Raw genomic sequence first — 24,885 nt, forward strand, 5'->3', positions numbered from 1 at the left:
GCTAGCAGATGAATTGCTGCCTATTTGCAAGACATTACAGGTCAACGGTGCACTGCATCGGCCCTGAAAGCCGCCCTCTGCTTGGGCCTGTTTGTATCCCAATTCCCGTGCGCAGCATTTTTCAGCGAGTTTGGTCGAAAGCTATCGATAAACAAAATAGATGCCTCTGAAACCAACTCGCAAGGTGCATCTCTGCCGTGGTGCTGCGCGTTTTGCGTGGCTATACTGGACGACGTCCAATGAGCAGATGACTATGAACGAAACGACACAGCAGGCTATTGTTCTGACCTTACGTGAGAAGATCCTCGCAGGAGAACTGTCGCCGGGCCAACGCCTTGTCGAAGCGCAACTCGCGCAATCGCTCGGCGTATCACGTACGCCGCTGCGCTATGCGCTCAGTGTGCTGTCTTCAGAAGGACTGCTCGATCGTTCCGGCGCGCGCGGCTATGTGGTCCGCCGCTTCAGCGTACGCGACGTGCTGAACGCAATCGACGTGCGCGGCGTACTCGAAGGTCTCGCCGCGCGTGCGGTCGCCGAGAGCGGCGTGGGCATCGCACTCGCCACCGCGCTCGACGACTGCCTGCGTGAAGGCGACGACATCTTCCGCAACGGCAACCTTCAACCCGGCGACGACGTGCGCTATGCGGCGATGAACGGGCGCTTTCATTCGCTCATCATCGAGGCAGCGCAGAACACAGCGGTGAGCGCAGCGTTGAGTCTGAACGACAAGATTCCGTTCGTCTCGCCCTCCACCATCGCATTCGACGAAGCCGCACGCGAGCGTCAATTCATGATGCTGATGTACGCGCACCGACAGCACTACGCAATCGCGGACGCGTTGAAGAAAGGCGAAGGCGCGCGCGTCGAAGCGTTGATGAAAGAGCACACGCACATATCGAAGGAAAGTCTGAATCTGTCGCTGCCGGCATTGCATCTGATCGCGGGCGCCGCATGACGCGCGACGCATTGCTCGTTGCCGTCAGAGACGACGCGCCCGGCAAAGCGCCCGCGAAGGCCACGGCGCCCGCAAGCAGCAAGGACCTGCTCAATCTCGCGCAACTGCGCGCCTTCCGCCTTGTCGCGGACATGGGCAGTGCAACGCGTGCGGCCGCCGCACTGTTTCGCGCTCAATCGGCGGTGACGCGCTCGGTTCAGGAACTCGAGTCGGCAGTTGGAGAACCGCTATTCGATCGCGGTCCTTCGGGCATGCTGCCCACCCCCGTTGGCCGGGCGGTGCTGCTTCGCTGTGAACGGATATTCGTAGAACTCGAAGAGCTTGCACAATGGTGCGCCGCGCGGCAGGCGCGCCGCCGCCCTGCTGCTGAAGGCGCACTGCCGGCCTATCTGCTGAATACTCGTCGGCTGCAGATTTTCGTTGCGCTTGCACGGCACCGTCATATGCCGAGCGCGGCCAAAACGTTCGGCATCAGTCAGCCCGCCGTCAGCACCGCGGTCCGCGTGCTCGAAAGCGGCTCGGGACTGAGCCTCTTTCACCGGAGCCCGCGCGGCATTCTGCTCACCGCCGAAGGTGAAACGTTTCTGCTGCACGTGCGGCGCGCGTTGAACGAATTGCGTCACGTGCCCGACGATATCGCCGCCCTGCGCGGCAATATCCGGGGCGCGGTGACGGTCGGCGCATTGCCGCTCGGGCGCACGCTGATCCTTCCCAAAGCGATCGCGAAAATGAGCGCGGACAATCCGGGCGTGCGGGTAGTCACCGACGAAAGCGCGTATGAAGCGCTGGTCGCGGGATTGAGAGCCGGCGACATCGACTTCATTCTCGGCGCGCTGCGCGAGAACGACTCGACGAGCGGCCTGAGGAACGAGCGCTTGATGTCGGAAGACATGGTGCTTCTCGTGCGGCGCGATCATCCGCTTACGCGCGCTCATGAGCCGGGCATCGCGGATCTGCGTGACGCGCAGTGGATTTTGCCGCGCAGTCACGCGCCCGCGCGAGCGCTGTTCGAAGCCCAGTTCAAGCGGATGAAAATCAAACCGCCACTGCCCACGGTCGAAACCGCGGACCTCGCCGTGATTCGCGGCCTGCTGCTTGGCACCGACATGGTGGCGGCGCTGTCCGCGCAGCAGTTGCACTACGAGGTGCAAGCGGGGCAACTCGCAGTGCTCAAGGTGCCGCTGCACAACACGCGGCGCGAGATCGGGCTGACCATGCGCGCGGCAGGTACGCCCTCGCCGGCGGCTCGGGCGCTGATCGACGCAATTCGTCTGTCGGTGGTCGAGCTCACGCGCACAGTCAGTGCCGCGGCAAGTTAGCGGCAGCTTGCGGTGACGGCCCGATGACGACCTGCAGCGAGGACCACGGTCGTATCCGTCGCTAGACCTGCGGCTCCCATACCGAGGAAGGAATGCCGACCACACCGTCGAACAGCCAGCGCGCGGTGCGCAATAACGCCGCGCTCAGCACTTCGGGCCGCTCAGGCTCGCCGCCGAGCGTAAGTTCGACAGTGAACTCGCCGGTCGGATGCTCGACGGAAACCCGTTTGCGTTCGCCTTCGAGTTCCACTTTCGCAATGCCGTCGCACACCGTGCCGGGCAACACCGCTGCCCTCGCCACGCTGACTGCGCCAAGCACGCCAATCGATGCATGGCAGCGGTGCGGAATAAAACTGCGCGTGGAAATGGTGCCACCGTTGCGCGGCTCCGCGACGAGGCACATCTTCGGCACCGTTCGGGCGCTGACGTCGCCAAGGTTCATCATCGGACCCACGGCAAGCCGGATTTTTTCGATGCGCGCCTTCAGTTCGTCGTCTGCGTCGAGTTCTTCGCGCGTTTCATAACCGGTGCGTTGCAGGTCGCGCGCTCGCATCAGCACGAGCGGCATGCCGTTGTCGATGCATGTCAGTTCGACGCCTTCCACGGTGTCCTTGAGTCGTCCCGTCGGCAGCAGCGCGCCGCATGTCGAGCCGGCGGTGTCCCGGAACTCGAGCGGAATCGGCGCGGCGCCGCCCGGCACGCCGTCGATGCGCGCGTCGCCTTCATACGTCACGCGCAAGCCCGGCGTGCGCACGGTCGCGACCGCGATCTGCCGCGTGTTGACCATGTGAATGGCCACGTGCGTGCTGCCGTCTTCAGCGTTGACGAGTCCCCGTTCAATCGCATAGGGCCCGACGCCCGCGAGAATGTTGCCGCAGTTCTGGCCGAAATCGACACGCGCCTCGTTGACGACGACCTGCGCGAACAGATAGTCGACGTCGGCGTCCTCGCGCGACGATGGAGAAATGATCGCGACCTTGCTGGTTAGCGGATCTGCACCGCCGATGCCGTCGATCTGCCGCGGATCGGGCGAGCCCATCACCGCGAGCAGCACACGGTTGCGTTCGGCAGGATCGGCGGGCAAGTCGGACGCCATGAAAAACGCGCCTTTAGACGTTCCGCCGCGAATCATCATGCAGGGGATGCGGGTCTGGGTAGGACTGGGCATCGCGGGTCTCCATCGCTAATAGGCGGCTGTCATTGTAGTTTTCGATGACAACGGCACAGCACCTAAAGCGGCCCGTAAGTCCATCCAATCTGTTTATCGGCGAGGCCTACCGGCTGTCTGCAGCCTCGTCGCAAGCCGCGTGGAATGGCAGGAATCGGCGCCTGCGGGCATGCGTTGACGCAACGTCCTCGTGAAACCGTTTTCTCCATACGAAATGCGCGCGTTTACCCATCACCGCGGATTGGCTTCAAAACCGCCTTCTATTCGACCAATTGAAGCTCAGCCGCCCAGCGCACACTGACATTGTGCCAATTGCGTCAGGAGCTTCAGATGTCTTCCCATCATCGCCAGAATCGCCCGTTCGACGAAAACCTGCCCGAGCCGGGAACGGCCGAATGGACCAACCCTGCGCCCGACTCCGATGCGCAAACCATGCACGGCCTGCACATTGCTTCGCAAAATGTGTTGCGCCTCGCAACGCAGACGTACAATGCTGCGGCGCGCGGCGACGAAGCAGCGGCACAGGCAGCGCGCGCGTCGCTGGAACAGCAACTGGGTCTGACCACGCGTCTGATCGACGAGCTTGTTTCCGGCGAAGCCGGCCAGCCCACGATGCACTGACCGGCCCTTAATAAAACAAGGCCGACAGCAATAACCGCGGTTTCCAATCTTCGAGACAAGAAATGAGCGCTTTGACGGTAATTCTCTGCATCTGGGCAATGGTTGCGTTCTGCGCGGTGCTGTTCATCCGCGGAGCCACGGCGCGCGTCGAGCGCCCCAAGAAGTCGACACAAAGCCGTCCGGCGCGCTTCTCAATCGCCGAATAAGGGCTCGGCGGGGCTCGATGCATTGCGGTGAACGATCGTTGCACGGCGCAGCTTGAGTGCTGTTATTCCCTTGCCGGCCAGGGCAAACCCTGCGCCGACCAGTCGAGTTCGACGCCGATCACCGAACGCTCGTCCGAGAACTGTGCAGCGAGCGTCACCGCGATGCACGGCCTGCCGCTCGCTAGCGAAAGGTATGGATTGCTGGCGATCGCGACACCCGGCAACAGCACTGCATTGCGATAGTACGGTCGATGATCCCAGCGTGCGTCGCGTGGGTTTGCCACCGGATGCAGCGAAGCGCCTTCCATGCTCCACGCCGGCCCCGGCACTTCGGGACCGAGCTGGCGTCCGGAAGCGTCGAGAATAAAGCAGCTCACGCAACGCTCGAACGTCGCCAGAGAAGAGAACGCGCGATCCATGGCTAAGCCGGCACGCAACGCGTCCGCGGCCTCGTGCAACGCCAAGCGGTACGGCTCGACCACGGATTCGAACAGCGCATGCTGATGCGCACGGCCCTGCGCGATCACGTCGAAAGCATCGTCAATTCGTAGATGCACTGAGCCAGGCGAAGCGATCTGCGCTGCCGGCCGCCCAAGCAGATAGCCTTGCGCGAAGTCCACGTTCGATTCGACGGCGAGAATCAGCTCCTCGGTCGTTTCCACACCTTCCACTACCACCAGCATGCCGGCCTGATGCAACAGCGACACGAGCTTCGGCAAGATCGGCTGTCCGGTGCCGTGGCCCGTCGCGCGTATCAGTTCGCCGTCGAGCTTGACGATATCCGGACGGATGCGCAGCAGCCGGTCGAGGTTCGACTGACCGGCTCCGAAGTCGTCGACTGCAATCAGGAAACCGTGTTCGCGGTACAGCGCCGCCGCACGCGACATCTCGCCGACACTGCCGCCGTGCGACTCCAGAATTTCCAGAATCACCTGCTGCGGCGCGAGCCCCACCCTTCGCACGATGGCGGCGAGGTCATCCGCATAGCCGTCGGCGACGAACGTGGCCGGCAGAATGTTCAGGAACAGCCAGCCGTCCGCGGGCAGCGACGCGCGTGCGTTGGCAAGGTGCACGGCATGGCTCGCGCGGTCGAGCACGCCTTCGTCGTTGGACGGCTTCGGCGCGAACAGCGCGGCGGGCGGCAGTAGCGTGCCGTCGTCAAGCTCGCCCCGCAGCAGCGCCTCGAAACCCACCTGCTTCTGATGCGACAAGCTGAAAAGCGGCTGAAAATGAGAGGTAAGGTAATAGTCTTCCCATCGATACCGAGTGCCCGCTGAGCCCGCCGCGCCACAGGCGTCTTCGATCAGCGATTGCAGCGGTGCCTGCGGCAGCGGACGCTCCGAACACACGCGGTTCCTGCCCGAATGCTTGGCGCGCAGCAACGCTTCATCGGCGCGGTCGAGCAGCACCATGATGCTTTCGCCGCTGCGGTGTTCGGCCACGCCGAAGCTTGCAGTCAGATTGCCGTCCGGGCGCTCGATCGCGGCAATTGCGACGCGCAGCCGCTCGGCGAGGCGCAATGCGCCGGCAAGTCCGTCGCATAGCAATACGGCGAATTCTTCGCCGCCGATCCGGCTCACGCTGTCTGTGCCCCCGGTTCCGTCGAGCAGCACTTGCGCGACCTCGCGCAACGCAAGATCGCCCACTCCATGACCGAACCGGTCGTTCAACGACTTGAAGTTGTCGATGTCCAGAAAGATCGCGCTAACCTCCCCGCCCTGCGCCACGTCGGCGAGCCGCCGCTCCGCGTGGGCGACGAACGCGCGGCGGTTCTGCAGGCCGGTCAGTGGATCGGTGGCCGCCAGTTGAGCCAACTGGTCCTCCAGCAGGAAGTGATTGCGTCGGAACTGGTAGAAGCCGAAATGAAACACGACTGAGGTCGGCAAGCCGATCGCCGCGATCCACATCCACATGACGATGTCGACATCGGCCGTGCGCGGCGCGCCGGGTAGCAGTGGGATCGCTGCCGCATAAAAGAGCGCGCTGCCGACGAAGAAATGCGTTGGCGTGAGCCAGAGCGGCGCGGCGCAAACCGGTATCACGACCATCGCCGGCAGCGTCCAAAGTAGCGGCTGTTGCAAGCCCACAACATTCAGCGCGAGTCCGCCAACCAGCGCGAGCGAAAACGCCACGCCGATTGCCCCGAAGGTCCACGTCGACTTCGCGCGCGGGATGGCCAGCACCAGCAGAGCCAGCACGAGTGCGCAGCCAAGACGGTACGCAAGCGGCACCGCCGGTCCGCCGACAAACGCGCGCGCCGCGACGAGAGAGAGGAACGCAACGACGGTGAACGCCATTGTCACGGTCGACAGCGGACGCTGATGTTCGAGCGAGCGCCGGTGAAAGCGCTCGCGCAGACTGGCATCGGATGAGTGCTGCGGCGAAGTGAGGAGCATAAGGATGGGCTACAGGGCAGGTCCGGTCACTCTATCCATGTATATCGGCAAACCTCTGACGAATGTTGAGCCTTTCCAAAAATATCCGGAAATAAATACCCGGGCGCTCGCTGAATTAAGAGCGACGCAGCGGTTGGGCCGCACCCGCGCGTTGAATCCCGATGTTTTGGCCTCGGCGATCATACTCCGCGACCGGAAATTTATTCCGACGAGAAATAATCCGTTTGCGAAAACGCACGCCGGCAGAAAAAGAAAGGTGAAGAACCTCAATACAGTGAACGAAGTGGCCGTTAATACACTGGAAGTTGTGAGCGCAACAGTCGTTTGCGTGCCACGAAGTCATGCCAGAAGTCGCAATGCTTCGTGGTCCTTCTGTATGCAGCATAGGGTTCGCACGTATCGGCCAGGTGACCGAAAGTGGCTAAAAGTTAATGTCTTAAGTAGACTGCTTCAAAGTGTGCGGAAGCGCCTGGTTAAACCGGTAAAACTAGCCTACGCCGCCATGCGCGAGTCATGCGAGCACTCTCCCTGCACCCGGTCGTCGTGGTCCTTTTTAGCCAGTTGGCATCGACGGCCATTTTCCAGAAAACATGGTTCCAATCCTCGATTACCTTCTCGAACGCCAGATGTCGCCGCAATGGCGGGGCATGCTTTGCGCCTTGGCCTCGGAGTTCGAGGCGCAGATCGGCCGCGATGAATTGCGTCAACTGATGCACCGCGTGGGAAGTCGTTTTGCTGCGGCCCATCCGCTGCCTGCCTGCGACTCGACTACAGACCTTGAGCGGACCCTGAACGAGCGTTGGCAGGAAATCGATTGGGGATATGTCGAACTCGCCGACGACTCCGAGTCGCTACGCATCGTTCACTATTGCGCACCGCTGCCGGCGTTCGGCAACGACGCGCTCGCGTGGACCCCGGCATTCCTGGAAGGCGCGTATCAGACCTGGTTGAGCGCGCTTGGCGCGCAAGGCTTGTCGGTCGCACAAACCAGCGAGTATTCGCAAGACACGGCGCTCGAGTTCCGTCTCGGCCGTCATGTAGCGTGAAAGCCATAACAGGCCAGGGCCGAGCTGCGCGCAGGACCGGTGCGCGATCAGCAACGGGCAGTCAGGTTGGGCACCGGGTTTGGGCCGCGACCGGAAGTAAGGACCGGGCAACGTAAAGCACTAAATGAATGGCGGCAACATGAGTTCATCAAGCGACATCGAAAAATTATTCGATCATTTCGGCGGCGACGCCAACGCGTACCAGGAGATCGGGCGCGAGAACGAGGCGCATTCGGCGCGCACGCGCTGGCCGTTGCTGGTGACGCTCGATCTCAAGCAGCCGCTGATTCCCCCAATCGGGCAGCGCGCGCAAGCAAGACCTCAACCGGTGGCCGATGAGGCTGCGGCGCTTGCCATCGAGCGTCAGGACGCGGCCGCGCCGAAAGACGCGGCCTCGGTGACGCGCGCAAAGGCACCGCTTTTCACCCGCTCGCATCGGCGCGACATTCCGCCGGTTGCCGTGGCTGCGGCAACGCCGGCCGCGCCGCGCGGCGCATCGCGTTTCGGTGCGCCGGAAACGCATGGCGATGTCGCGCAGGCAACGGCTTCCAAGGCGGCTGATGCTGCTTCGATGCCGGTTTCGTCGTCGCTCGCGTCGTCGGCTTCGTCTCCAGTTCCACCGGCAACGAGACAGGTCGAGCCGGCGGGTGCCGTCGTCCCTCCAGTCAGGATCGCATCTCTCGCGCCGCTCGCGCCCGCCCCCGCCTCGGCCCGCGCACAACCCTTCATGTCCGCGCCAACGTCCATGGCAACTCCGCAACCGACGTCGATCCTCGGCAAACTGTTTAGCTCGCAAGCGGAAACCGCGCCGCTCCGCGCGGCCGCGCCCGCCACGCAAGCGGTCCCGCTGCAATCGCTATTCGACCGCCTGCGCGGCACGACGCGAGCAGCCGCGGCGTCTGCAGGCAGCGCCGAACCCGCCGGGTCCAATTCGTGGCTCGTCAACCGCCCGCGTCGCTCATGAAAGTCATTGCGGTAGTGTCCGCCAAGGGCGGCGTCGGCAAGACGACCCTCGCCGCGAACCTCGCGTCAGTGCTCGCCGCGAGCGGCCGGCGTGTGATCGCGCTCGACCTCGATCCGCAGAACGCGCTGCGTCTGCACTTCGGCGTGCCGCTCGACAGCATCGACGGCATCTCGCGTGCCACGTTGACCGGCGACGCATGGCATTCGGTCATGTTCGACGGCGTCGACGGCGTCACCGTGCTGCCATACGGCGCGGTACTGGAAGACGACCGCCGCCGCTTCGAGGCGCATGTCGACCAGGACCCGCTGTGGCTCGCGCATGCGCTGCGCAGCTTGAGGCTTGAAGCATCCGACGTCGTGGTGGTGGACACACCGCCGGGTTCGTCCGCGTATGCGCGCGCCGCCTTGTGCGCGGCCACCTTCGCGCTGAACGTGGTGCTGGCCGACGCCGCTTCTTACGCGGCGATCCCGCAGATGGAGCGGCTGATCGACACCTACGCGGCGCCACGCGCCGAGTTCGGCGGCGTCGGCTACGTGGTCAATCAGATCGACCAGTCGCGCCAGTTGACCAAAGACGTACTCAAGGTTCTGCGCCAGATGCTCGGCGAGAAACTTTTTCCCGGCGTGATCCATCTCGACGAAGGCGTGAGCGAAGCACTCGCCTGCGACACCACGCTCATCCACTACGATCCGCTTAGCCAGGCCGCCGCCGACTTCCGCGCGTGCGGCACGTGGCTGATGTCGGCGGTCGACGCGATCGCTGTCTCGCCAAGGAATGTCGCATGAGCACGACTCATCCTGAAGGCATTGAAGCGAGCGAGCCGTCGCGGTTCGAACGCTTCGTCGACGCACGCTTCTGGAATAGCCGCATCGTCACCGGTCTCGTCACGCTGTTCGCACTCGTGATGCTGTACTTCGTTTTCACGGTGCCGCTCGCTTTCTACGAGCAACTCACGTTCGCCACCTGCTGCTTCGTCACCGCGCTGCTGTTTCGCCGCCTGCAAGGCCGTTACGCGACGATGGTGATGATCATGCTCTCGGTGGTCACGTCGGGCCGCTATATGTACTGGCGGCTGACGTCGACGACTTACTGGGAGCATCCGCTCGACGCCGCGTGGGGTCTGCTGCTCGTGTCGGCGGAAGTCTATTCGACGCTCGTGCTGCTGCTCGGCTACTTTCAGACCGCATGGCCGCTCAAGCGCAAGCCGATGCCGCTGCCCGCCTCGCGCAGCGATTGGCCTACTGTCGACGTCTTCATCCCCACTTATAACGAGCCGCTTTCGGTGGTCAAGCCGACCATCTACGCGGCGCTTGCGCTCGACTATCCGGCCGAAAAGCTGTCCATCCACGTGCTGGACGACGGCCGCCGTCCCGAGGTCAAGGCGTTCTGCGAGGAAGTCGGCGTCAACTGGACGATCCGGACGCACAACCGCCACGCGAAAGCCGGCAACATCAACGAAGCGTTGAAGATCACCAAGGGCGAATACCTTGCCATTTTCGATTGCGATCACATTCCGACGCGCTCGTTCCTGCAGATCGGCCTTGGCTGGTTCCTGCGCGACAAGCTGCTGTCGATGCTGCAAACGCCGCACCACTTTTTCTCCGCCGACCCGTTCGAGCGCAACCTCGGCACGTTCCGCAAAGTGCCGAACGAAGGCGAACTGTTCTATGGGCTCGTGCAGGACGGCAACGATCTGTGGAACGCCACGTTCTTCTGCGGTTCGTGCGCACTGCTGCGCCGGACGATGGTCGAGGAGATCGGCGGCATCGCGGTAGAGACCGTCACTGAAGACGCTCACACCGCGCTGAAACTGCACCGTCTCGGCTACACCACAGCGTATCTGGCGATTCCGCAAGCCGCGGGGCTCGCGACCGAAAGCCTGTCGGGCCACATCGGCCAGCGGATTCGCTGGGCGCGCGGCATGACGCAGATCTTCCGGATCGATAATCCGCTCACGGGCAAGGGCCTGAAGTTCGGCCAGCGGCTTTGCTATCTGAACGCGATGATGCACTTCTTCTACGGCATCCCGCGTCTCGTGTTTCTCACCGCGCCGCTGTCGTATCTGTTCTTCGGCGCGCATGTGATCGAAGCCGCCGCGAGCACCATCGCCATCTACGCGTTGCCGCACATGATGCACGCGAGCATCACCAATTCGCGCATGCAGCGCTCGTTCCGCCATTCGTTCTGGGCCGAGGTATATGAATCGGTGCTGGCGTCGTATATCACCGCGCCCACCTTGCTCGCGCTCATCAACCCGAAGCTCGGCAAATTCAACGTGACGGCCAAGGGTGGCCAGATCGAGAAGAACTATTTCGACTGGGCGATCTCGCGGCCGTATCTGTTCCTGCTGTTGCTGAACCTGATCGGTTTCTGCGTGGGCGTCGTGCATATCTATCTGAACTGGCATACCCGCAGTATCGTGCAGACCACCGTGCTGAACCTCGGCTGGACCACGTACAACATGCTGATTCTCGGCGCGAGCGTGGCTGCCGCGAGCGAGCGCCGGCAGATTCGCGCGGTGCATCGCGTGGCGATGGAAATGCCGGTCATGCTCAGGTTCTCGACGGGCCGCACGCTCGCTTGCAAGACCATTGACTACTCGGAAGGCGGCGTAGGTGTCGCGCTGCCCGCGGCCATTCAGGTGCCGATGCACGAGCGCGTCACCGTATCGCTCTTTCGCGGCGACGAGGAATACGCGTTCCCCGCCACGGTCGGCTTCACGGCGCCGGGCCGGGTCGGCCTGCGCTTTTCCGCGATGACGCGCGAACAGGAATACGAGTTCGTCAAGACCACGTTTGCACGCGCCGACGCCTGGACCGGCTGGGCCGAAGGGCGCCAGCAGGACACGCCGCTGCGTGGGCTCTCGCACGTGCTGACGGTGGGCGTGCGCGGCATCGCAGGCCTCTTCGAGCATCTCTACAACGACCTGCGAAGCTCGATGAAAAGCCGTCCGATGGACGTCAAGAAGCTAAAAACCAAAGACTGATCTATGCGCAACTGGATGGCGAAGGGAAGCATCGAACGCTCGAATCAGCAGCGTTACGAGACGCACAGTGACACAATCTTGCAGCGCCGCGACGCGCAACGCCCTCGCTCTTCACGGCTGACGCGCGGCGTCGCGTGTTGGCTCGCGCTGCAGACCGCATTGGCCGCGCCGCTCGCGTCGGTGGCCGAAGCGGCCGCAGCGGCGTCGGGAGGTGCCGCGACGGGCACCGTCGGAAAGGCAGACACAGCCAACGCAGTCGAGACCGCCGCGCCGCGCACGCAAGCCGCGCTCGGAGCGCAGGCAACGCCGCCCGCAGCGGCGGCTTCCAACATGGCGGCACATGCGGCCACCGGCACGGGCAACGGCCCCGCGCCGAGCCCCGCCGTACCTTACGACCCGGCGATGATCGCGCAAGCGCCATTGGCGACGCCCACGCCGGCGCTCGCCGCGTCGGCCGTAAAAGCGCTGGGCGTCAAGACGCCGACCACCGCCGAACCGGGCACGCTGGTGCCGGGCGGCCGTCGCCAGACGCTCACGTTCGCCGACCTGGGCGCGCTCGATCCGCTGCAGTTGCGCGGCACCGACGGCCAGAACGGCGTCGCGTTCTCGGTGCGCGGCGACGAGGTGGTAACGGGCGCGATCCTGCATCTGATCTACAGCTACTCGCCCGCCCTGCTGCCGAACATCTCGCAACTCAAGGTGCTGGTCAACGGCGAGGTCGCGGCAACGCTGCCCGTGCCGCGCGACCAGGCCGGCATGCTGGTCGCGCGCGACGTGTCGCTCGATCCGCGCTTCGTCACCGAATTCAATCACCTGAACGTGCAGTTGATCGGCCATTACACGGCGAGTTGCGAGGACCCGGCGAACTCGTCGCTATGGGCCACCGTCAGCAATGCAAGCTCGCTCGATCTGACGTACGCGTCGCTTGCCAGCAAGCCGGATCTCGCGGCCCTGCCGCAGCCGTTCTTCGACCGGCGCGACGTGCGGCGCCTCGAACTGCCGTTCGTGTTTCCGCAGAAGCCGACAGCCGGCACGCTCGAGGCCGGCGGCATCGTGGCCTCGTGGTTCGGTGCGCTCGCCGGTTATCGCGGTGCGCTGTTCCCGGCGCAGCAGGACAACGTGCCGCTGTCGGGCAACGCCGTCGTGTTCGCCACCGACGACCAACGCCCGGCCGGCGTCACGATTCCAGCCGTCTCCGGTCCGACCATCGCCGTGGTCGACCGCGAAGCGCCGGCGCGCGGCAAGCTGCTGCTGGTGCTCGGACGCACCGACGCCGAACTGAAGATCGCCGCGCGGGCGCTCGGTATCGGACAGAACACGCTGACGGGACAAAGCGTGACGATTACGCAGCTCACCGAACTAGCGAAACGCGCGCCCTACGACGCGCCCAACTGGCTGCCCACGCATCGCCCGGTGCGCTTCGGCGAGCTTGCCGACGCGCGCGACCTGACCGTGTCGGGCTACGACGCCGACGCGGTCCACGTGAATCTCCGCGTACCGCCCGACCTGTTCATGTGGCATACCAAGGGCGCGCCGATCGACCTGCGCTACCGCTACACGGTGCGTCCGCAGCGCGACCGCTCGTCGTTGAACGTGAGCGTGAACAACGGCTTCGTGCAGGCGCTGCCCATTCCGGCCGAGTCCAGTTCGGTATTCGACCTGAGCCATTATTTCGCGCGCGTGCTGCCCGACAAGACGGCCGAGGCGCGCCGCACGCTGCATATTCCGCCGCTGCTGCTGACCCCGCGCGCGCAACTGCGCCTGCACTTTTATTACGACATTCCGAATACCGGCGAATGTTATGGGCGACTGCTTGAGAACGTGATCGGCGCGGTCGATCCGAATTCGACGATCGACCTGTCGTCGTTTCCCCACTACATGGCGCTGCCCGATCTCGCGGCGTTCGCGAACAGCGGCTTTCCGTTCACGCGCATGGCGGATCTGTCGGAAACGGCGGTGATCCTGCCGAACGACGCCGACTCGAGCGACTACAGCCTCTACCTGCTGACCATGGGACGCATGGGCGCATCGACCGGCTATCCGGTCGCTGGCGTGACGGTGGGCACCGCCGACGACGTCGACAAATTCGCCGACAAGGACCTGCTGATTTTCGGCGCGCCCGGCAAGCAACCGCTACTGCAACGCTGGGCCAAGTCGATGCCGTTTTCGAGCGACGGCGACTCGCGCACCTTCCAGCTGTCCGACATCGTCTTCAAACTCGAGGACTGGTGGCACGGTGAGCGCGGCGTCGAGCGCCTGCCCGCGCGCGCCGACCTCACGCTGGTTAGCTCGAACGGCGACGCGCTTCTGACCGGCTTCGAATCGCCGCTGAAAAAGACCCGCAGCGCGGTGGCTCTCGTGAGCGCGGCCGGGCAGTCGGACGCCGATCTGTCGGCCGCCCTGCTCGACGCCGACGTGCTGCCGGAGATTCAAGGCGCGATGGCCGTGATCCACGGCCGCACAGTCACGATCACGTCGAACGGCGACGCGTACTATGTCGGCCATTTGTCGCCGCAGGAGTATCTGCGCTGGGCGCTCTCGTCGCATCCGTTGCTGCTGATGCTGGGCGGCGTGCTCGCGGCGCTGATCATCGCGGCGCTGTTCTACCGGATGCTGCGTTCGGTCGCGGCGCGCCGTTTGAAGGACTAACAGGACTGACATGCGGGTTCGAATCAACAAAAAACAAGGTGTGAAATTGGCACTCTCGCTGGCGCTGGGCGTCGCGGCATCGGCGGCGTGCGCGAACGTGCTGAAGGTCGCGCAGAATGCCGCCGCGCCCGGCGCGTGCGGCGACTGGGCTGGCTATCGAACTTTCGTCGAGCGCTTCGTGCAGGCCGACGGTCGCGTGATCGATTACTCCACGCCCACCCAGCAGACCACCTCCGAAGGCCAGTCGTACGGCCTCTTCTTCGCACTGGTTGCGAACGACCGCGCCACGTTCGACCGGCTGCTGAACTGGACGCGCACCAACCTCGCGGGCAATCAGTTCGATCCGCAAAATCTGCGCTTGCCGTCGTGGCAATGGGGCAAGAAAGCGGACGGCTCTTACGGCGTGCTCGATCCGAATTCCGCGTCGGACTCCGACTTGTGGATCGCCTACGATTTGCTGCAGGCTGGCCGCCTGTGGCATGAAGCAAGCTACACGCAGCTCGGCCAGGCGCTCGCAGCGCGCATCGCGCGTGACGAGATGACGAACCTCGCCGGCGTCGGTCCGATGCTGCTGCCGGGGCCCGAAGGCTTCAAAAGCGGCGGCGTGACGCGCCTCAATCCGAGCTATCTGCCGCTGCCCGTGCTACGCGCGCTCGCCCATGAGATGCCGAACGGCCCGTGGGCGAAGCTCGCCGACAACGCCTACAAGCTCGTCAAGACGACGGCGCCGCAAGGCTTCGCACCCGACTGGGCGGCGTGGCAAAACGGCCAGTTCGTGGTCGACCCAAAAAACGGTGACACCGGCAGCTACGACGCGATCCGCGTCTATCTGTGGGCGGGCATGGCGTCGCCTGCCGATCCGCTTGCGAAGCCGTGGCTCGCCGCGCTCGGCGGCATGCGCGCGAAGGTCCAGCAAAACGGCTTCCCACCGGAGAAGGTGTCGTCGACCAACGGCTCGGCGAGCGGCGAAGGCCCGCTCAGCTACTGGGCCGCGCTCGCGCCGTACTCCAAGGCGCTCGGCGACGCGCACGGCCTCGGCCTCGCGCGCACGCATCTGGCCGCGCTCGACGCCAACGTGCCTGGCCGCGAGCCTGTTTACTACGACAGGGTACTGGGCCTGTTCGGCACGGGCTTTATCGACGGACGCTATCGCTTCGACGAAAGCGGACGTCTCGTGCCCAGCTGGAGAACCGCATGCGATTGAGCGCCCTCGCGTTGTCAATGCGCTTCGCGCTGAGCCTCCCGCTCGCCTGCTGCCTCGCGGCGGCCGCACCCGACGCGTTGGCTCAGGCGCCGGCACAAGGGTCGAAAGATCCAATGGGCGTGCTGATCGATCAGGGCAAGTACTGGCAATCGCATCAACGCGGCGACCTCGCGGAGCAGGCCTGGCTGAAGGTGTTGCGCATCGACCCGAAACAGCCCGACGCGTTGTTCGGAATGGGCATGGTGCTCGCCGACCGCAAGGACGGCGCGGGCGCGCAGCAGTATCTGTCGCGACTGAAGGCGGTGGCGCCGAACTACCCGAGCCTCGATGAACTCGGCCGGCGGCTCGGCGAGTCGAGCCTGCGCGACCAGACCGTGAACGACGCGCGGCGGCTCGCGCAAAGCGGCCAGAGCGCGAGCGCGGTGCAGGAGTATCAGCGCGCGTTGAGCGGCAAGCCCGCCACGCCCGCGTTGCAACTCGAGTACTACCAGGCGCTGTCGGCTACGCCGCAAGGTTGGGATCAGGCGCGTCGCGGCCTCGAACAACTCGCGCGTGATAACCCGGACGATCCGCGTTACGCGCTCGCCTACGCTCAGCATCTGACTTATCGCAACGTCACGCGCCGCGACGGTATCGCGCGGCTGCAAAAGCTTGCCGGCGACAGCACGGTGGGCGCGGCGGCGAAAAAGAGCTGGCGGCAGGCACTGCTCTGGCTTGACGCGCGTCCCTCGGACGCCGCGCTGTACCAGGCGTATTTGCAAAGCGCGAACGACGACGCCGCGGTCAAGGCACGCTTCGATTCGATGGTGCAGCAGGACAAGGCGGCACGTGAGCGCGCGCAGGAAAACGCGTCCGTCGACGCACGCGGGCGCACCGTCGCCGAGGGCTTCGCCGCACTCGATCACAACGACGCGGCCACGGCGCGCGCGAAATTTTCGTCGGTGCTGGCTACTAGTCCGAACGACACCGACGCGCTTGGCGGCATGGGCATTGCCGCGCTCAAGCAGGAGCACTTCGCCGAAGCGCGCAACTATCTGGAGCGCGCGTCGCGCAACGGCAACCCCGCTCGCTGGAAGACTGCGCTGGATAGCGCAACGTACTGGACCTACACGAGCGACGCAATCGGCGCACGCAGCAACGGCGAATTCGCGAAGGCAAAATCGCTGTTCGAACGCGCCATCGCGATGAATCCTTCAGATGTCACCGCGCAAGTGCTGCTCGGTGAAATGCTGCTTGCGAACCACGACGCGGCCGGTGCCGAACAGGCATACCGGATGGCGCTGCGCCGCCAGGCAGACAATCCCGACGCAATTCGCGGACTCGTCGGCGCATTGGCCGCCCAGGGTCGCGGCGACGAAGCGTTGCAGTTCGCCAATCGACTGAACACGGAACAGCAGTCGAAGGCGGGCGGCATCAACCGTCTGCGTGGAGAAGCGCAGGCGGCTCAGGCGCGCGCGGCGGAAGCACACGGCGATCTGGGCAGCGCACGCAGTCTCTTCGAAGACGCGCTGCTCAACACGCCCGACGACCCGTGGCTGCGTCTGGACCTCGCACGTATTTACGTGCGCCAAGGCGCGGTCGCGAACGCGCGCAGCATGATGGACGGCCTGCTCGCCGCGCATCCGGACATGACCGATGCGCTGTATGCGAGCGCGCTGCTGTCGGCGGAAACGCAGGACTGGTCAGCCGGTCTCGCCCAACTCGAACGCATTCCCACAGCGCAACGCACCGACGCGATGGCGGCGTTGCAGCATCGGCTATGGGTGCATCAGCAAGCTGAACTCGCCACGCGCATGGCGCGCAGCGGTCAGACCCAACAGGCGCTCGCAACCTTGTATGCGGCCGAGCCGGTGGCGGGGAACAGTCCTGAACTGATCGGTGTAATCGCGGCGGCATACCAGCAGGCCGGCGATCCGAACCGCGCGCTGAGCCTGGTGCGCAGCGCGATGAACGCATCCCCCGGCAACACCGATCTGCTGCTGCAATACGCGGGCATTCTGTCGGCCACGCAGCAGCAAGCAGAGCTCGGCATGGTGATGCGCCGTCTGTCGTCGATGCAGTTGACGCCGCAGCAGCGCACCGACTTCGCCAATCTGAATCTCGGCATCGTCATCAAACAATGCGACGCCGTGCGCCAGCGTGGCGACCTCGCCAGCGCCTACGACGTGATCGCGCCGTGGCTCGCGGCGATGCCCGACAATCCCGATCTGCAGGCCGCTTTGGGCCGCCTGTATGCGTCGGCCGGCGACGACCGCAACGCGCTCGAAAGCTATCGCGTTGCATTGCGGCGCAAGCCCGACGACCTCGATCTGCTGCAGGCGGCGATTTCCGCCGCGTCCGGTGCGAAGCAGTTCAGCTACGCCGAATCGCTGGCGTCGCAGGCCTTGAATGCGGCGCCCAACGACCCGGGCGTGCTTGCCACCGTCGGCCGCATGTATCGCTCGGAAGGCAAGCTGTCGCTTGCGTCGACCTATCTGCAGCGCTCACTAGTCGCCGCCAATACACCGTTGATGGCAAATGCGCCGCGCAATGCCGCAGCGAGCAACGTGCCGCGCGGCTGGGAAGCGGCGATGCGCCGTATCGGCGCGACGCCGCTGCCCGGTACCAATCCTTTCGAGGGAAAAACGTCGACGCTCGCGCCGACCGACGCAGATAACACAGCGCCCGGCTTCAACGCTTCTTCGAATGCCGCGCGAGCTTCCCTTCCGTACTCGCAGTCCTCCTTGCCGACACAGACCGTGCCGAACTATCCGCCGCCCATGCAGCCCGCGCCGTACGTCGCACCTTACGCGGCACCCGCGCAGCCCTACACGCCGAACGGCGCGCCCGCCGCGCTGCCGTACAACGCGCCTCGCCAGGGAGCCGACGCTGGCGGCTACGGTGAGGACGGCTATGGCTCGAGCCAGTCCGGCGCGCCGTTGCAGCCCTACCCTGGGCAGAACGGCCCGGCCGCGCAGCCGCAGATGCCGATGCAGATGCCGATGCCGATGCAAGCTCCGATGCAGCAGCAATACAACCCGGCTTACGCGCAGCAGGCGCCGTATCCGCAGCAGCAATACGGCACGCCCGATGGCTATGCGCCGACGCCCTGGCCCATGTCGCCCGCCGCACGCGAGGCGCAGGCCAACGCCGGGGCAATGCAGCCGCAGCCGTATGGCTCGACGACCGCAGCCTCAACGAACGGCAAACGCACCACGAGCAAAAAACAAAGCGCGTCGAAGAACAGCAGCAACGCAGCCGGTTACGCACAGCAACAGCAACCCTATTACGGACCACAAGCCTATCCGCAACAGCAGCAACCGCAAGGCTACGCGCAACAGCCTTATCAGCCGTATCCGCAGCAGCAGGCTTATGGCCAGCAGGCGTATCAACCCTATCAACCCTATCCGCCGCAGCAGCAGGCCTATGGCAATCAGGGCTATTACGGGCAGCAACAGCCTTACATTCCGCAGCCGCCGAGTGGTTACGCGCAAGCGTATTACCCGCAACAGCCGGGCATGAACAGCGGCGGCGGTGGCGCGAACTACGCACAGCCAAACGTCGCCAATACGCAGACGCTCGGCGTAGCCGAAGAACTGGCGCAGGTCAATCGCGAGCAGGCGAGCACGGTCTCGGGCGGCATCGTGTTTCGCAATCGCAGCGGCGAGGACGGCCTCTCCGCGCTCACCGACATCGAAGCGCCGATCCAAGGCCGCATCAAGGCGGGCAACGGCCATGTCGTGGTGACGGCGACTCCCGTCACGCTGGATGCCGGCACTGCGGCAGGCAACGTCTCGACGCTCGCGCGTTTCGGCGCGGGGCTATCGAACAGCACGTCGGCAGCGGCGGCCGTTGCAGGCACCAACAATTACGGCAGCCAGACGGCGACCGGCGTGGGACTCTCAGTTGGCTACGAAAGCCGCAAGCTCAGCGGCGATATCGGCGTGACGCCGATCGGCTTTCGCGAGACGAACATAGTAGGCGGCGCGCAGTACAACGGCGGCATCACCGACAAGGTCTCCTATTCGCTCGCCGTCGCGCGGCGCGCGGTAACCGACAGTCTCTTGTCCTACGCCGGCACGCGCGACGCTGCGTCCGGCCTCGAATGGGGCGGCGTCACATCGACCGGCGGCCTCGCGAGCCTTGCGTGGGACGACGGTACCAGCGGTCTGTACGTGAACGCGGCGTTCCAGTACTACGATGGACACAACGTCGTGACGAACACCGCCTGGAAGGGCGGCGGCGGCGTCTACACGCGCCTCTTCAAGGACGCCGACCAGACCTTCACCATCGGCGTGAACACGACGCTGATGGGCTACGACAAGAACCTGTCGTACTTCACGTATGGCCAGGGCGGCTACTTCAGTCCGCAACAGTATCAGATCCTCAATCTGCCGATCGAATGGACCGGCCGCAATGGTGCATTCACGTATGACCTGAAAGGATCGATCGGCGTGCAGCACTACCGGCAGGACGCATCGAACTATTTCCCGCTCGGCAGCTCGGGCTCGTTGCAAGCGGCGGCTGCGGGTCAGGCGGCGCTAATCGGCAGCAGTGTCGATAGCGGCGCCCAGTACCCGGCGCAAAGCAAAACCGGCGTGTCGTATTCGCTGAGCGCTGTGGGCGAATACCAACTGGCGCCGCAACTGTCGTTCGGCGCAACGGCTTCGCTCGGCAATGCTTATCAATATCGCGAGTGGCTCGCCGCAGTCTATGTTCGCTACAGCTTTACGAGGCAGACAGGTCTGCAGCCGTTCCCGCCCACGCCGCTCAGTTCGCCGTATTTGTCGCTGTCCAACTAGCGTACGTTCGATCGGGCTCGCGCGTCTGATTCCGCGGCGGCCCGATTTGCTGGACCGCCGTCATGGCCGTTTCAGGCCGCGTCGGAGCCGGTTGCGTATTTGCGGCAATGCTCGAGGTATCCGGCGGCGTGGCTGCTCACCAGCTGCACGATGCTTTTCCAGAGCCAGCCCGGTGCGTCGAGTGTCTTCGAGCGGTTCTTGCGCAACTCGGCGAGCCATGCCTTGCGTTCGGCGAAATGCATCTGCCGCGCGTGCGCCTTGCCCACTACCAGCGCAAGAAAACGCGCCGCCCTCGTCGCTTCGTCGCGAGTCAGTTGCTCGATCGTCAGCTTCATGTCCTGCGGCAGCAACTCGCGTATCACCACCGCGCGATCCGCAAGGCGCGCCGATCTCATCCGGTCGCCGAGCGAAGGCGACAGATGCCGCGCGCCCTCCACCACACGCTCCGCGTTATCGCGTGGCATTCTCACACCCGCATAGCGAGGCGCCGCAGCGGGTGCTGCCTCCTTGATGTCGATCAGGCACAGATCGTCGCCGTCGACTGCGGCGCCGTCGATGTCGAGCAGCACCGCGTAGCGCAACCGTCCGAGCGAGCTGCAGCCCTTGACCCAGTAGGCAGCGTCGAGCACTTCGACGTCCGCCTCGTCGCCCGCGCCACGCAATGCAGTGGCGAGTGCGGCAACCGATGTTTTGCTGAAGAGCTCGTCGATCTCGCGCCGCTCGTTTTTGGCAAGCGGCCAGAAACGGGAACCGAGCGGGATAGTCGGCTCGCTATCCTCGATACGCTCTTCGGCGAGATGGCGCCATGAGCGTCGCACTGCCTCCTTCATCACGACGCGCACCGCCTCCGGTTTCTCGGCGTGAATGTCGGCCTCGCCCGCGCTTTCGTCGAAGGCGCGTTCATAGCCGTCGGCCAGCGCCTCCATCATTTGAACGATTGTCACGCCTGGCAGGTCCGAACCGCGCGCGGCCGTCGCGAGCGACAGCCCGAGCCGGAGGAGGTCGTGCGCGGGATTGCCGATCACCGTCTGATCGAGATCGCGGATCTGGATCTCGACGCGGCCATTCGCATCGGCGACGGGCCCGAGATTGCCGGTATGACAATCGCCGCAGATCCACACAGCGGGACCTTCGGGTAGCGCGTGCCCTTCGATTCCGTCGAGCCACTCATAGAATCTGTTGGTGCTGCCTCGCACATACGCATGCGCGGAGCGCGCCATTCTCGCGTTGCGGCGGGCGGTCAGAAGCGGCTGGCGCGCTTCGGCTTCGGGGAGCTTGTTCGCCCGCTTGGTAAGCGGTTTCGACAGCTTGCTCGTTGCGACGGGCTTCTTCGGCATTTGTACGGTCCGCTCTTATCGATATTCAAGCCGACGCGGCACTTGTCCTCGCCAGCGCTTGTCGCGCGCATTGTCGCGTGCGCAAGCAACGACCTTCAGCAGGAATCGCGCCTATCGTGTGAAGCATTCTGTAAGGGCACATCAGGCTTCAACGGTTGTTCATGCGAGATATAAACCGCCGCCGGAGAGGACGTCCTGTAGTTCTCTTCCACGTATGGGCATCGGCGCTTCTTTCCGTTTCCAGATGCGCTCGCTCACTTCGCACAGGTAAAACTTGCGGGAGCATACGGCGACCGAAGGCTAAAGCGTGCCGGCGCCATAGGAAGCCTTTACGGGCGCTATGTGAACCGGCAGACTGGAGTCCACTCGTCCATGTGACCCCTTGTGGAGCGCAGCATGCCATTTCCGGCACTAGATCATGGCTGTCCTGGTTGGAGCGGCGAGATGGCGCGGCGCATCAGCGAATTCGACTGGTCGGCAACCGACGTCGGCGCGATCCCTAACTGGCCTCGCAGCCTGACCGCAACCGTGCAACTGCTGCTCGCGTCGCCTGTGCCGCTCGTGCTGCTGTGGGGCAAAGCCGGCCACATGATTTACAACGACGCCTACGCGGTTTTCGCGGGCGGACGCCATCCATATCTGCTGGGCTGTCCCGTCGAGACAGGCTGGCCCGAGGTTGCCGACTTCAATCGTCACGTCATGAATACGTGCCTTGCCGGCGGCACGCTGTCATATCGTGACAAGGAACTCGTGCTGCTGCGCGAAGGCAAGCCCGAAGACGTGTGGATGGATCTGTACTACAGCCCCGTTGCAGACGACAGCGGCGCGCCTGCGGGCGTACTCGCCATCGTTGTCGAGACGACGGGGCGTGTGTTGACCGAGCGCTGGCGGCAACGCGCAGAAGCCGAACTGCACGAGACGAACGAACGCCTGCAACTCGCGCTGAATACGGGCGCCGTGCTCGGCACTTGCGTCGTCGATATGCGCACCCAAAAGATCACCGGCGACGAGCGCTTCGCCCGTACTTTTTCGTTGTCGGTGGACGAAGCCGCTCGGGGCGTCGATCACCGCGCGGCGACAAAAATGATCCATCCGGACGATCAATCGCTGCTCGAACATCTGACCTTCAAGGCGCTGTCCGGCGGAAAACCGTTTCGCGCCGAGTACCGGATTCGCCGCCCCAATGGCGACTACGTGTGGGTGCAAGCGAACGGCCAGTGCGAATTCGACGATAACGGCGTGCCCACCCGGTTTCCCGCCGTGCTGATCGACATCCACGAACGGAAGATCGCCGAACAGTCGCTGCGCCAGTTGACCGAGACGCTTGAACAGCGCGTTGCGGATGCAGTCGCCGCGCGCGCCTTCGCAGAGGAACAGTTACGCCAGGCGCAGAAGATGGAAGCGATCGGCAGCCTGACAGGCGGCGTCGCGCACGACTTCAACAACGTGTTGCAAGTGATCAACGGCAATCTGCAGATGATGGCCGCCGACGCCGGCGATAATCCCGCAACGCTGCGCCGTTTGTCGGCGGCGACCGATGCGGTGAAGCGCGGCGCGAAACTGGCCGCGCATCTGCTGGCGTTCGCGCGCCGCCAGCCGCTTTCGCCGACGGTCCTCAATCCGCGCCGGCTGCTCGCGGGCATGAGCGAGATGCTGCATCGCGCGCTCGGCGAGACCATCACGATCAAGACGGTATTGAGCGACGATCTGTGGAACGTGCAGGCCGATCGGAACCAGCTCGAAAACGCACTGCTCAATCTCGCGATCAACGGACGCGACGCTATGAAAGCCGACGGCACGCTCACTGTCCGTGCCGCGAACCGTGTGCTGGATGCCGCGTTTTGCAACGACAACGCGGAGCTGTCGCCGGGCGAATATGTCGTGTTCTCCATCACCGATACCGGCGCGGGCATGCGGCCAGAGGTGCTTGAACACGCGTTCGAACCGTTCTTTACGACCAAGCCCAACGGTCATGGAACGGGCCTCGGCCTCAGTATGGTGTTCGGCTTTGTCCGGCAAAGCGGCGGCCATACGCTGATTGAAAGCGAGGTGGGACAGGGCACGACCGTGTCGCTGTACTTCCCGCGCTGCTACGAACCCGAGACTCCCGAAACCGTCGATCAGACCGCTACGCCGGTGGGCGGCGGCGAAACGATCCTCGTTGTCGAAGACGATGCCGACGTGCGTCTGACCGCCGTCGAAATGCTCGCGCAACTCGGCTACAAGGTGCTGACTGCATCCAGTGGCGATGCGGCGCTCGAATTCATCCAGAGCGACATGCCGATCGACCTGTTGTTCACCGACGTGGTGATGCCGGGCAAGATCAAAAGCGTCGAACTGGCGCGGCGTGCCGCGGCGCGCTCGCCTGCGGTGCCGACTTTGTTCACGTCCGGCTATACGCGCGACGAGATTGTCCATCACGGCAAGCTCGATGCCGGCATTACGTTGCTGTCGAAACCGTATCGCCGCGACGATCTGGCGCGCAAGGTGCGAAGCGTGCTGCGCGCGTCGGCAGGGCCGGTTGCCGGTGCAACGCGTGTCGGCAAGATGACCGACCGGGAGATCGCTGCGTGCGTGCCGCCCGTGGCCTACGATCCGTCGAGCGTCGAGACGCCAGGCGTTGAGACACCGGGCGTCGATGCGCCAGGCGTTGAGACGCTGGACGGCGCCGCGCGCGGGCATGAAGCTCGTCAAGACGTCACGCCCGAAGCTGCGCCGGCGCGCTCACCGGCGCACGTGCTGCTCGTGGAGGACGACGCCGATTCGCGCGAGGCGCTGAGCAGCCTGCTTGGCGCGCTGGGCCTCGACTGCACGTCGGTGGCGAGCGCGGAAGAAGCGCTGCCGCTCGTGCCTGCGCAGCGCTACGACATCTTGTGCACCGACATCACGCTACCGGGCATGTCGGGCGACAATCTCGCACGCGCGGTTCTGCGTGCACAGCCGGACGTGCAAGTGCTGCTGGTGTCCGGTTACGGCGCGCATGCGCCGATCGGCGACAGCATTCCCGGCGCGAGGATGCTCGGCAAACCGCTCGACCTCGCCCAATTGCGGCGCGAGCTTGCGCAGTGGCTCGATCCAATCGAAGCCGCCTGGTGACGCCGCGCGCCTCCAGGCGCGGCATGCGCTTTTCGCACCGCAAACCGGAATGCGGCATATATTGGTTTATATCGATGAAGCCGCACGCGGCGCGAAGCCCGCAGCGCATACGCGCCCTGGTATGATGCCGGGCGCGCGCCTGCTTTCCTGTCGCATG

At 64.6% G+C, this 24,885-nt stretch carries 15 protein-coding genes; 12 read left to right on the top strand and 3 right to left on the bottom strand.

Going from position 1 to position 24,885, the window contains the following annotated elements; all coding sequences use genetic code 11:
* Positions 1-253 precede the first annotated feature (253 nt).
* The gene (locus OH764_RS28140; RefSeq protein ID WP_498849372.1) at positions 254-955 is read left to right on the top strand and encodes a GntR family transcriptional regulator; all 702 of its coding nucleotides are present in this window, start codon (positions 254-256) and stop codon (positions 953-955) included.
* Positions 952-2,274 carry a LysR family transcriptional regulator gene (locus OH764_RS28145; RefSeq protein ID WP_498849373.1) on the top strand — a complete coding sequence of 441 codons (1,323 nt, stop codon included), beginning with the start codon at positions 952-954 and terminating at the stop codon, positions 2,272-2,274. The genes OH764_RS28140 and OH764_RS28145 overlap by 4 nt, the downstream gene beginning before the upstream one ends.
* A 61-nt stretch (positions 2,275-2,335) precedes the next feature.
* Here the strand turns inward: OH764_RS28145 and OH764_RS28150 are convergent, their stop codons facing one another.
* Complete coding sequence (locus OH764_RS28150; protein ID WP_498849374.1) at positions 2,336-3,442, bottom strand: 2-methylaconitate cis-trans isomerase PrpF family protein; 1,107 nt, start codon at positions 3,440-3,442, stop codon at positions 2,336-2,338.
* 330 nt (positions 3,443-3,772) lie between these two features.
* On the opposite strand from OH764_RS28150, the gene OH764_RS28155 reads away from it, so the two are divergent.
* Entirely contained in the window at positions 3,773-4,063 is a 291-nt protein-coding gene (locus tag OH764_RS28155; protein ID WP_498849375.1) for a hypothetical protein, read from the top strand.
* Between the two features lie 62 nt (positions 4,064-4,125).
* Positions 4,126-4,269 carry a hypothetical protein gene (locus OH764_RS28160; protein WP_167455775.1) on the top strand — a complete coding sequence of 48 codons (144 nt, stop codon included), beginning with the start codon at positions 4,126-4,128 and terminating at the stop codon, positions 4,267-4,269.
* 62 nt (positions 4,270-4,331) lie between these two features.
* Here the strand turns inward: OH764_RS28160 and OH764_RS28165 are convergent, their stop codons facing one another.
* Positions 4,332-6,665, bottom strand: coding sequence for an EAL domain-containing protein (locus tag OH764_RS28165; RefSeq protein ID WP_498849376.1), 2,334 nt, complete (start codon positions 6,663-6,665; stop codon positions 4,332-4,334).
* A 590-nt stretch (positions 6,666-7,255) separates the two neighbouring features.
* On the opposite strand from OH764_RS28165, the gene bcsD reads away from it, so the two are divergent.
* The 7 genes from bcsD (at position 7,256) to OH764_RS28200 (ending at position 20,295) form a co-directional block, all read left to right on the top strand.
* A complete protein-coding gene (gene bcsD, locus OH764_RS28170) occupies positions 7,256-7,711 on the top strand; it encodes a cellulose biosynthesis protein BcsD (RefSeq protein ID WP_027775990.1) in 456 nt (151 codons plus the stop codon).
* Between the two features lie 139 nt (positions 7,712-7,850).
* Positions 7,851-8,675 (top strand): cellulose biosynthesis protein BcsP, encoded by an 825-nt coding sequence (bcsP, locus tag OH764_RS28175; protein ID WP_498849377.1) that lies wholly within the window; start codon positions 7,851-7,853, stop codon positions 8,673-8,675.
* Entirely contained in the window at positions 8,672-9,460 is a 789-nt protein-coding gene (gene bcsQ / locus OH764_RS28180) for a cellulose biosynthesis protein BcsQ (protein ID WP_498849378.1), read from the top strand. The genes bcsP and bcsQ overlap by 4 nt, the downstream gene beginning before the upstream one ends.
* The gene (gene bcsA / locus OH764_RS28185; protein ID WP_498849379.1) at positions 9,457-11,661 is read left to right on the top strand and encodes a glycosyltransferase family protein; all 2,205 of its coding nucleotides are present in this window, start codon (positions 9,457-9,459) and stop codon (positions 11,659-11,661) included. Before bcsQ ends, bcsA begins: the two co-directional genes overlap by 4 nt.
* Before the next feature lie 3 nt (positions 11,662-11,664).
* Positions 11,665-14,310, top strand: coding sequence for a cellulose biosynthesis cyclic di-GMP-binding regulatory protein BcsB (gene bcsB / locus OH764_RS28190; RefSeq protein WP_498849380.1), 2,646 nt, complete (start codon positions 11,665-11,667; stop codon positions 14,308-14,310).
* Between the two features lie 10 nt (positions 14,311-14,320).
* Positions 14,321-15,514, top strand: a complete 1,194-nt coding sequence (gene bcsZ / locus OH764_RS28195; protein WP_498849381.1) for an endoglucanase — start codon at positions 14,321-14,323, stop codon at positions 15,512-15,514.
* Positions 15,505-20,295 carry a cellulose synthase subunit BcsC-related outer membrane protein gene (locus tag OH764_RS28200; protein WP_498849382.1) on the top strand — a complete coding sequence of 1,597 codons (4,791 nt, stop codon included), beginning with the start codon at positions 15,505-15,507 and terminating at the stop codon, positions 20,293-20,295. The genes bcsZ and OH764_RS28200 overlap by 10 nt, the downstream gene beginning before the upstream one ends.
* 71 nt (positions 20,296-20,366) lie before the next feature.
* Here OH764_RS28200 and OH764_RS28205 read toward each other — a convergent pair whose 3' ends face one another.
* Positions 20,367-21,632, bottom strand: a complete 1,266-nt coding sequence (locus OH764_RS28205) for a DUF2252 domain-containing protein (RefSeq protein WP_498849383.1) — start codon at positions 21,630-21,632, stop codon at positions 20,367-20,369.
* 396 nt (positions 21,633-22,028) lie between these two features.
* Between OH764_RS28205 and OH764_RS28210 the strand changes: the two genes are divergently transcribed.
* Positions 22,029-24,728: a hybrid sensor histidine kinase/response regulator gene (locus tag OH764_RS28210; protein WP_498849384.1), complete on the top strand. Its 2,700-nt coding sequence runs from the start codon at positions 22,029-22,031 to the stop codon at positions 24,726-24,728.
* Positions 24,729-24,885: the final 157 nt, after the last annotated feature.

It is taken from the genome of Burkholderia sp. M6-3 (genome assembly GCF_050858985.1).
Classification (GTDB): domain Bacteria; phylum Pseudomonadota; class Gammaproteobacteria; order Burkholderiales; family Burkholderiaceae; genus Paraburkholderia; species Paraburkholderia caledonica.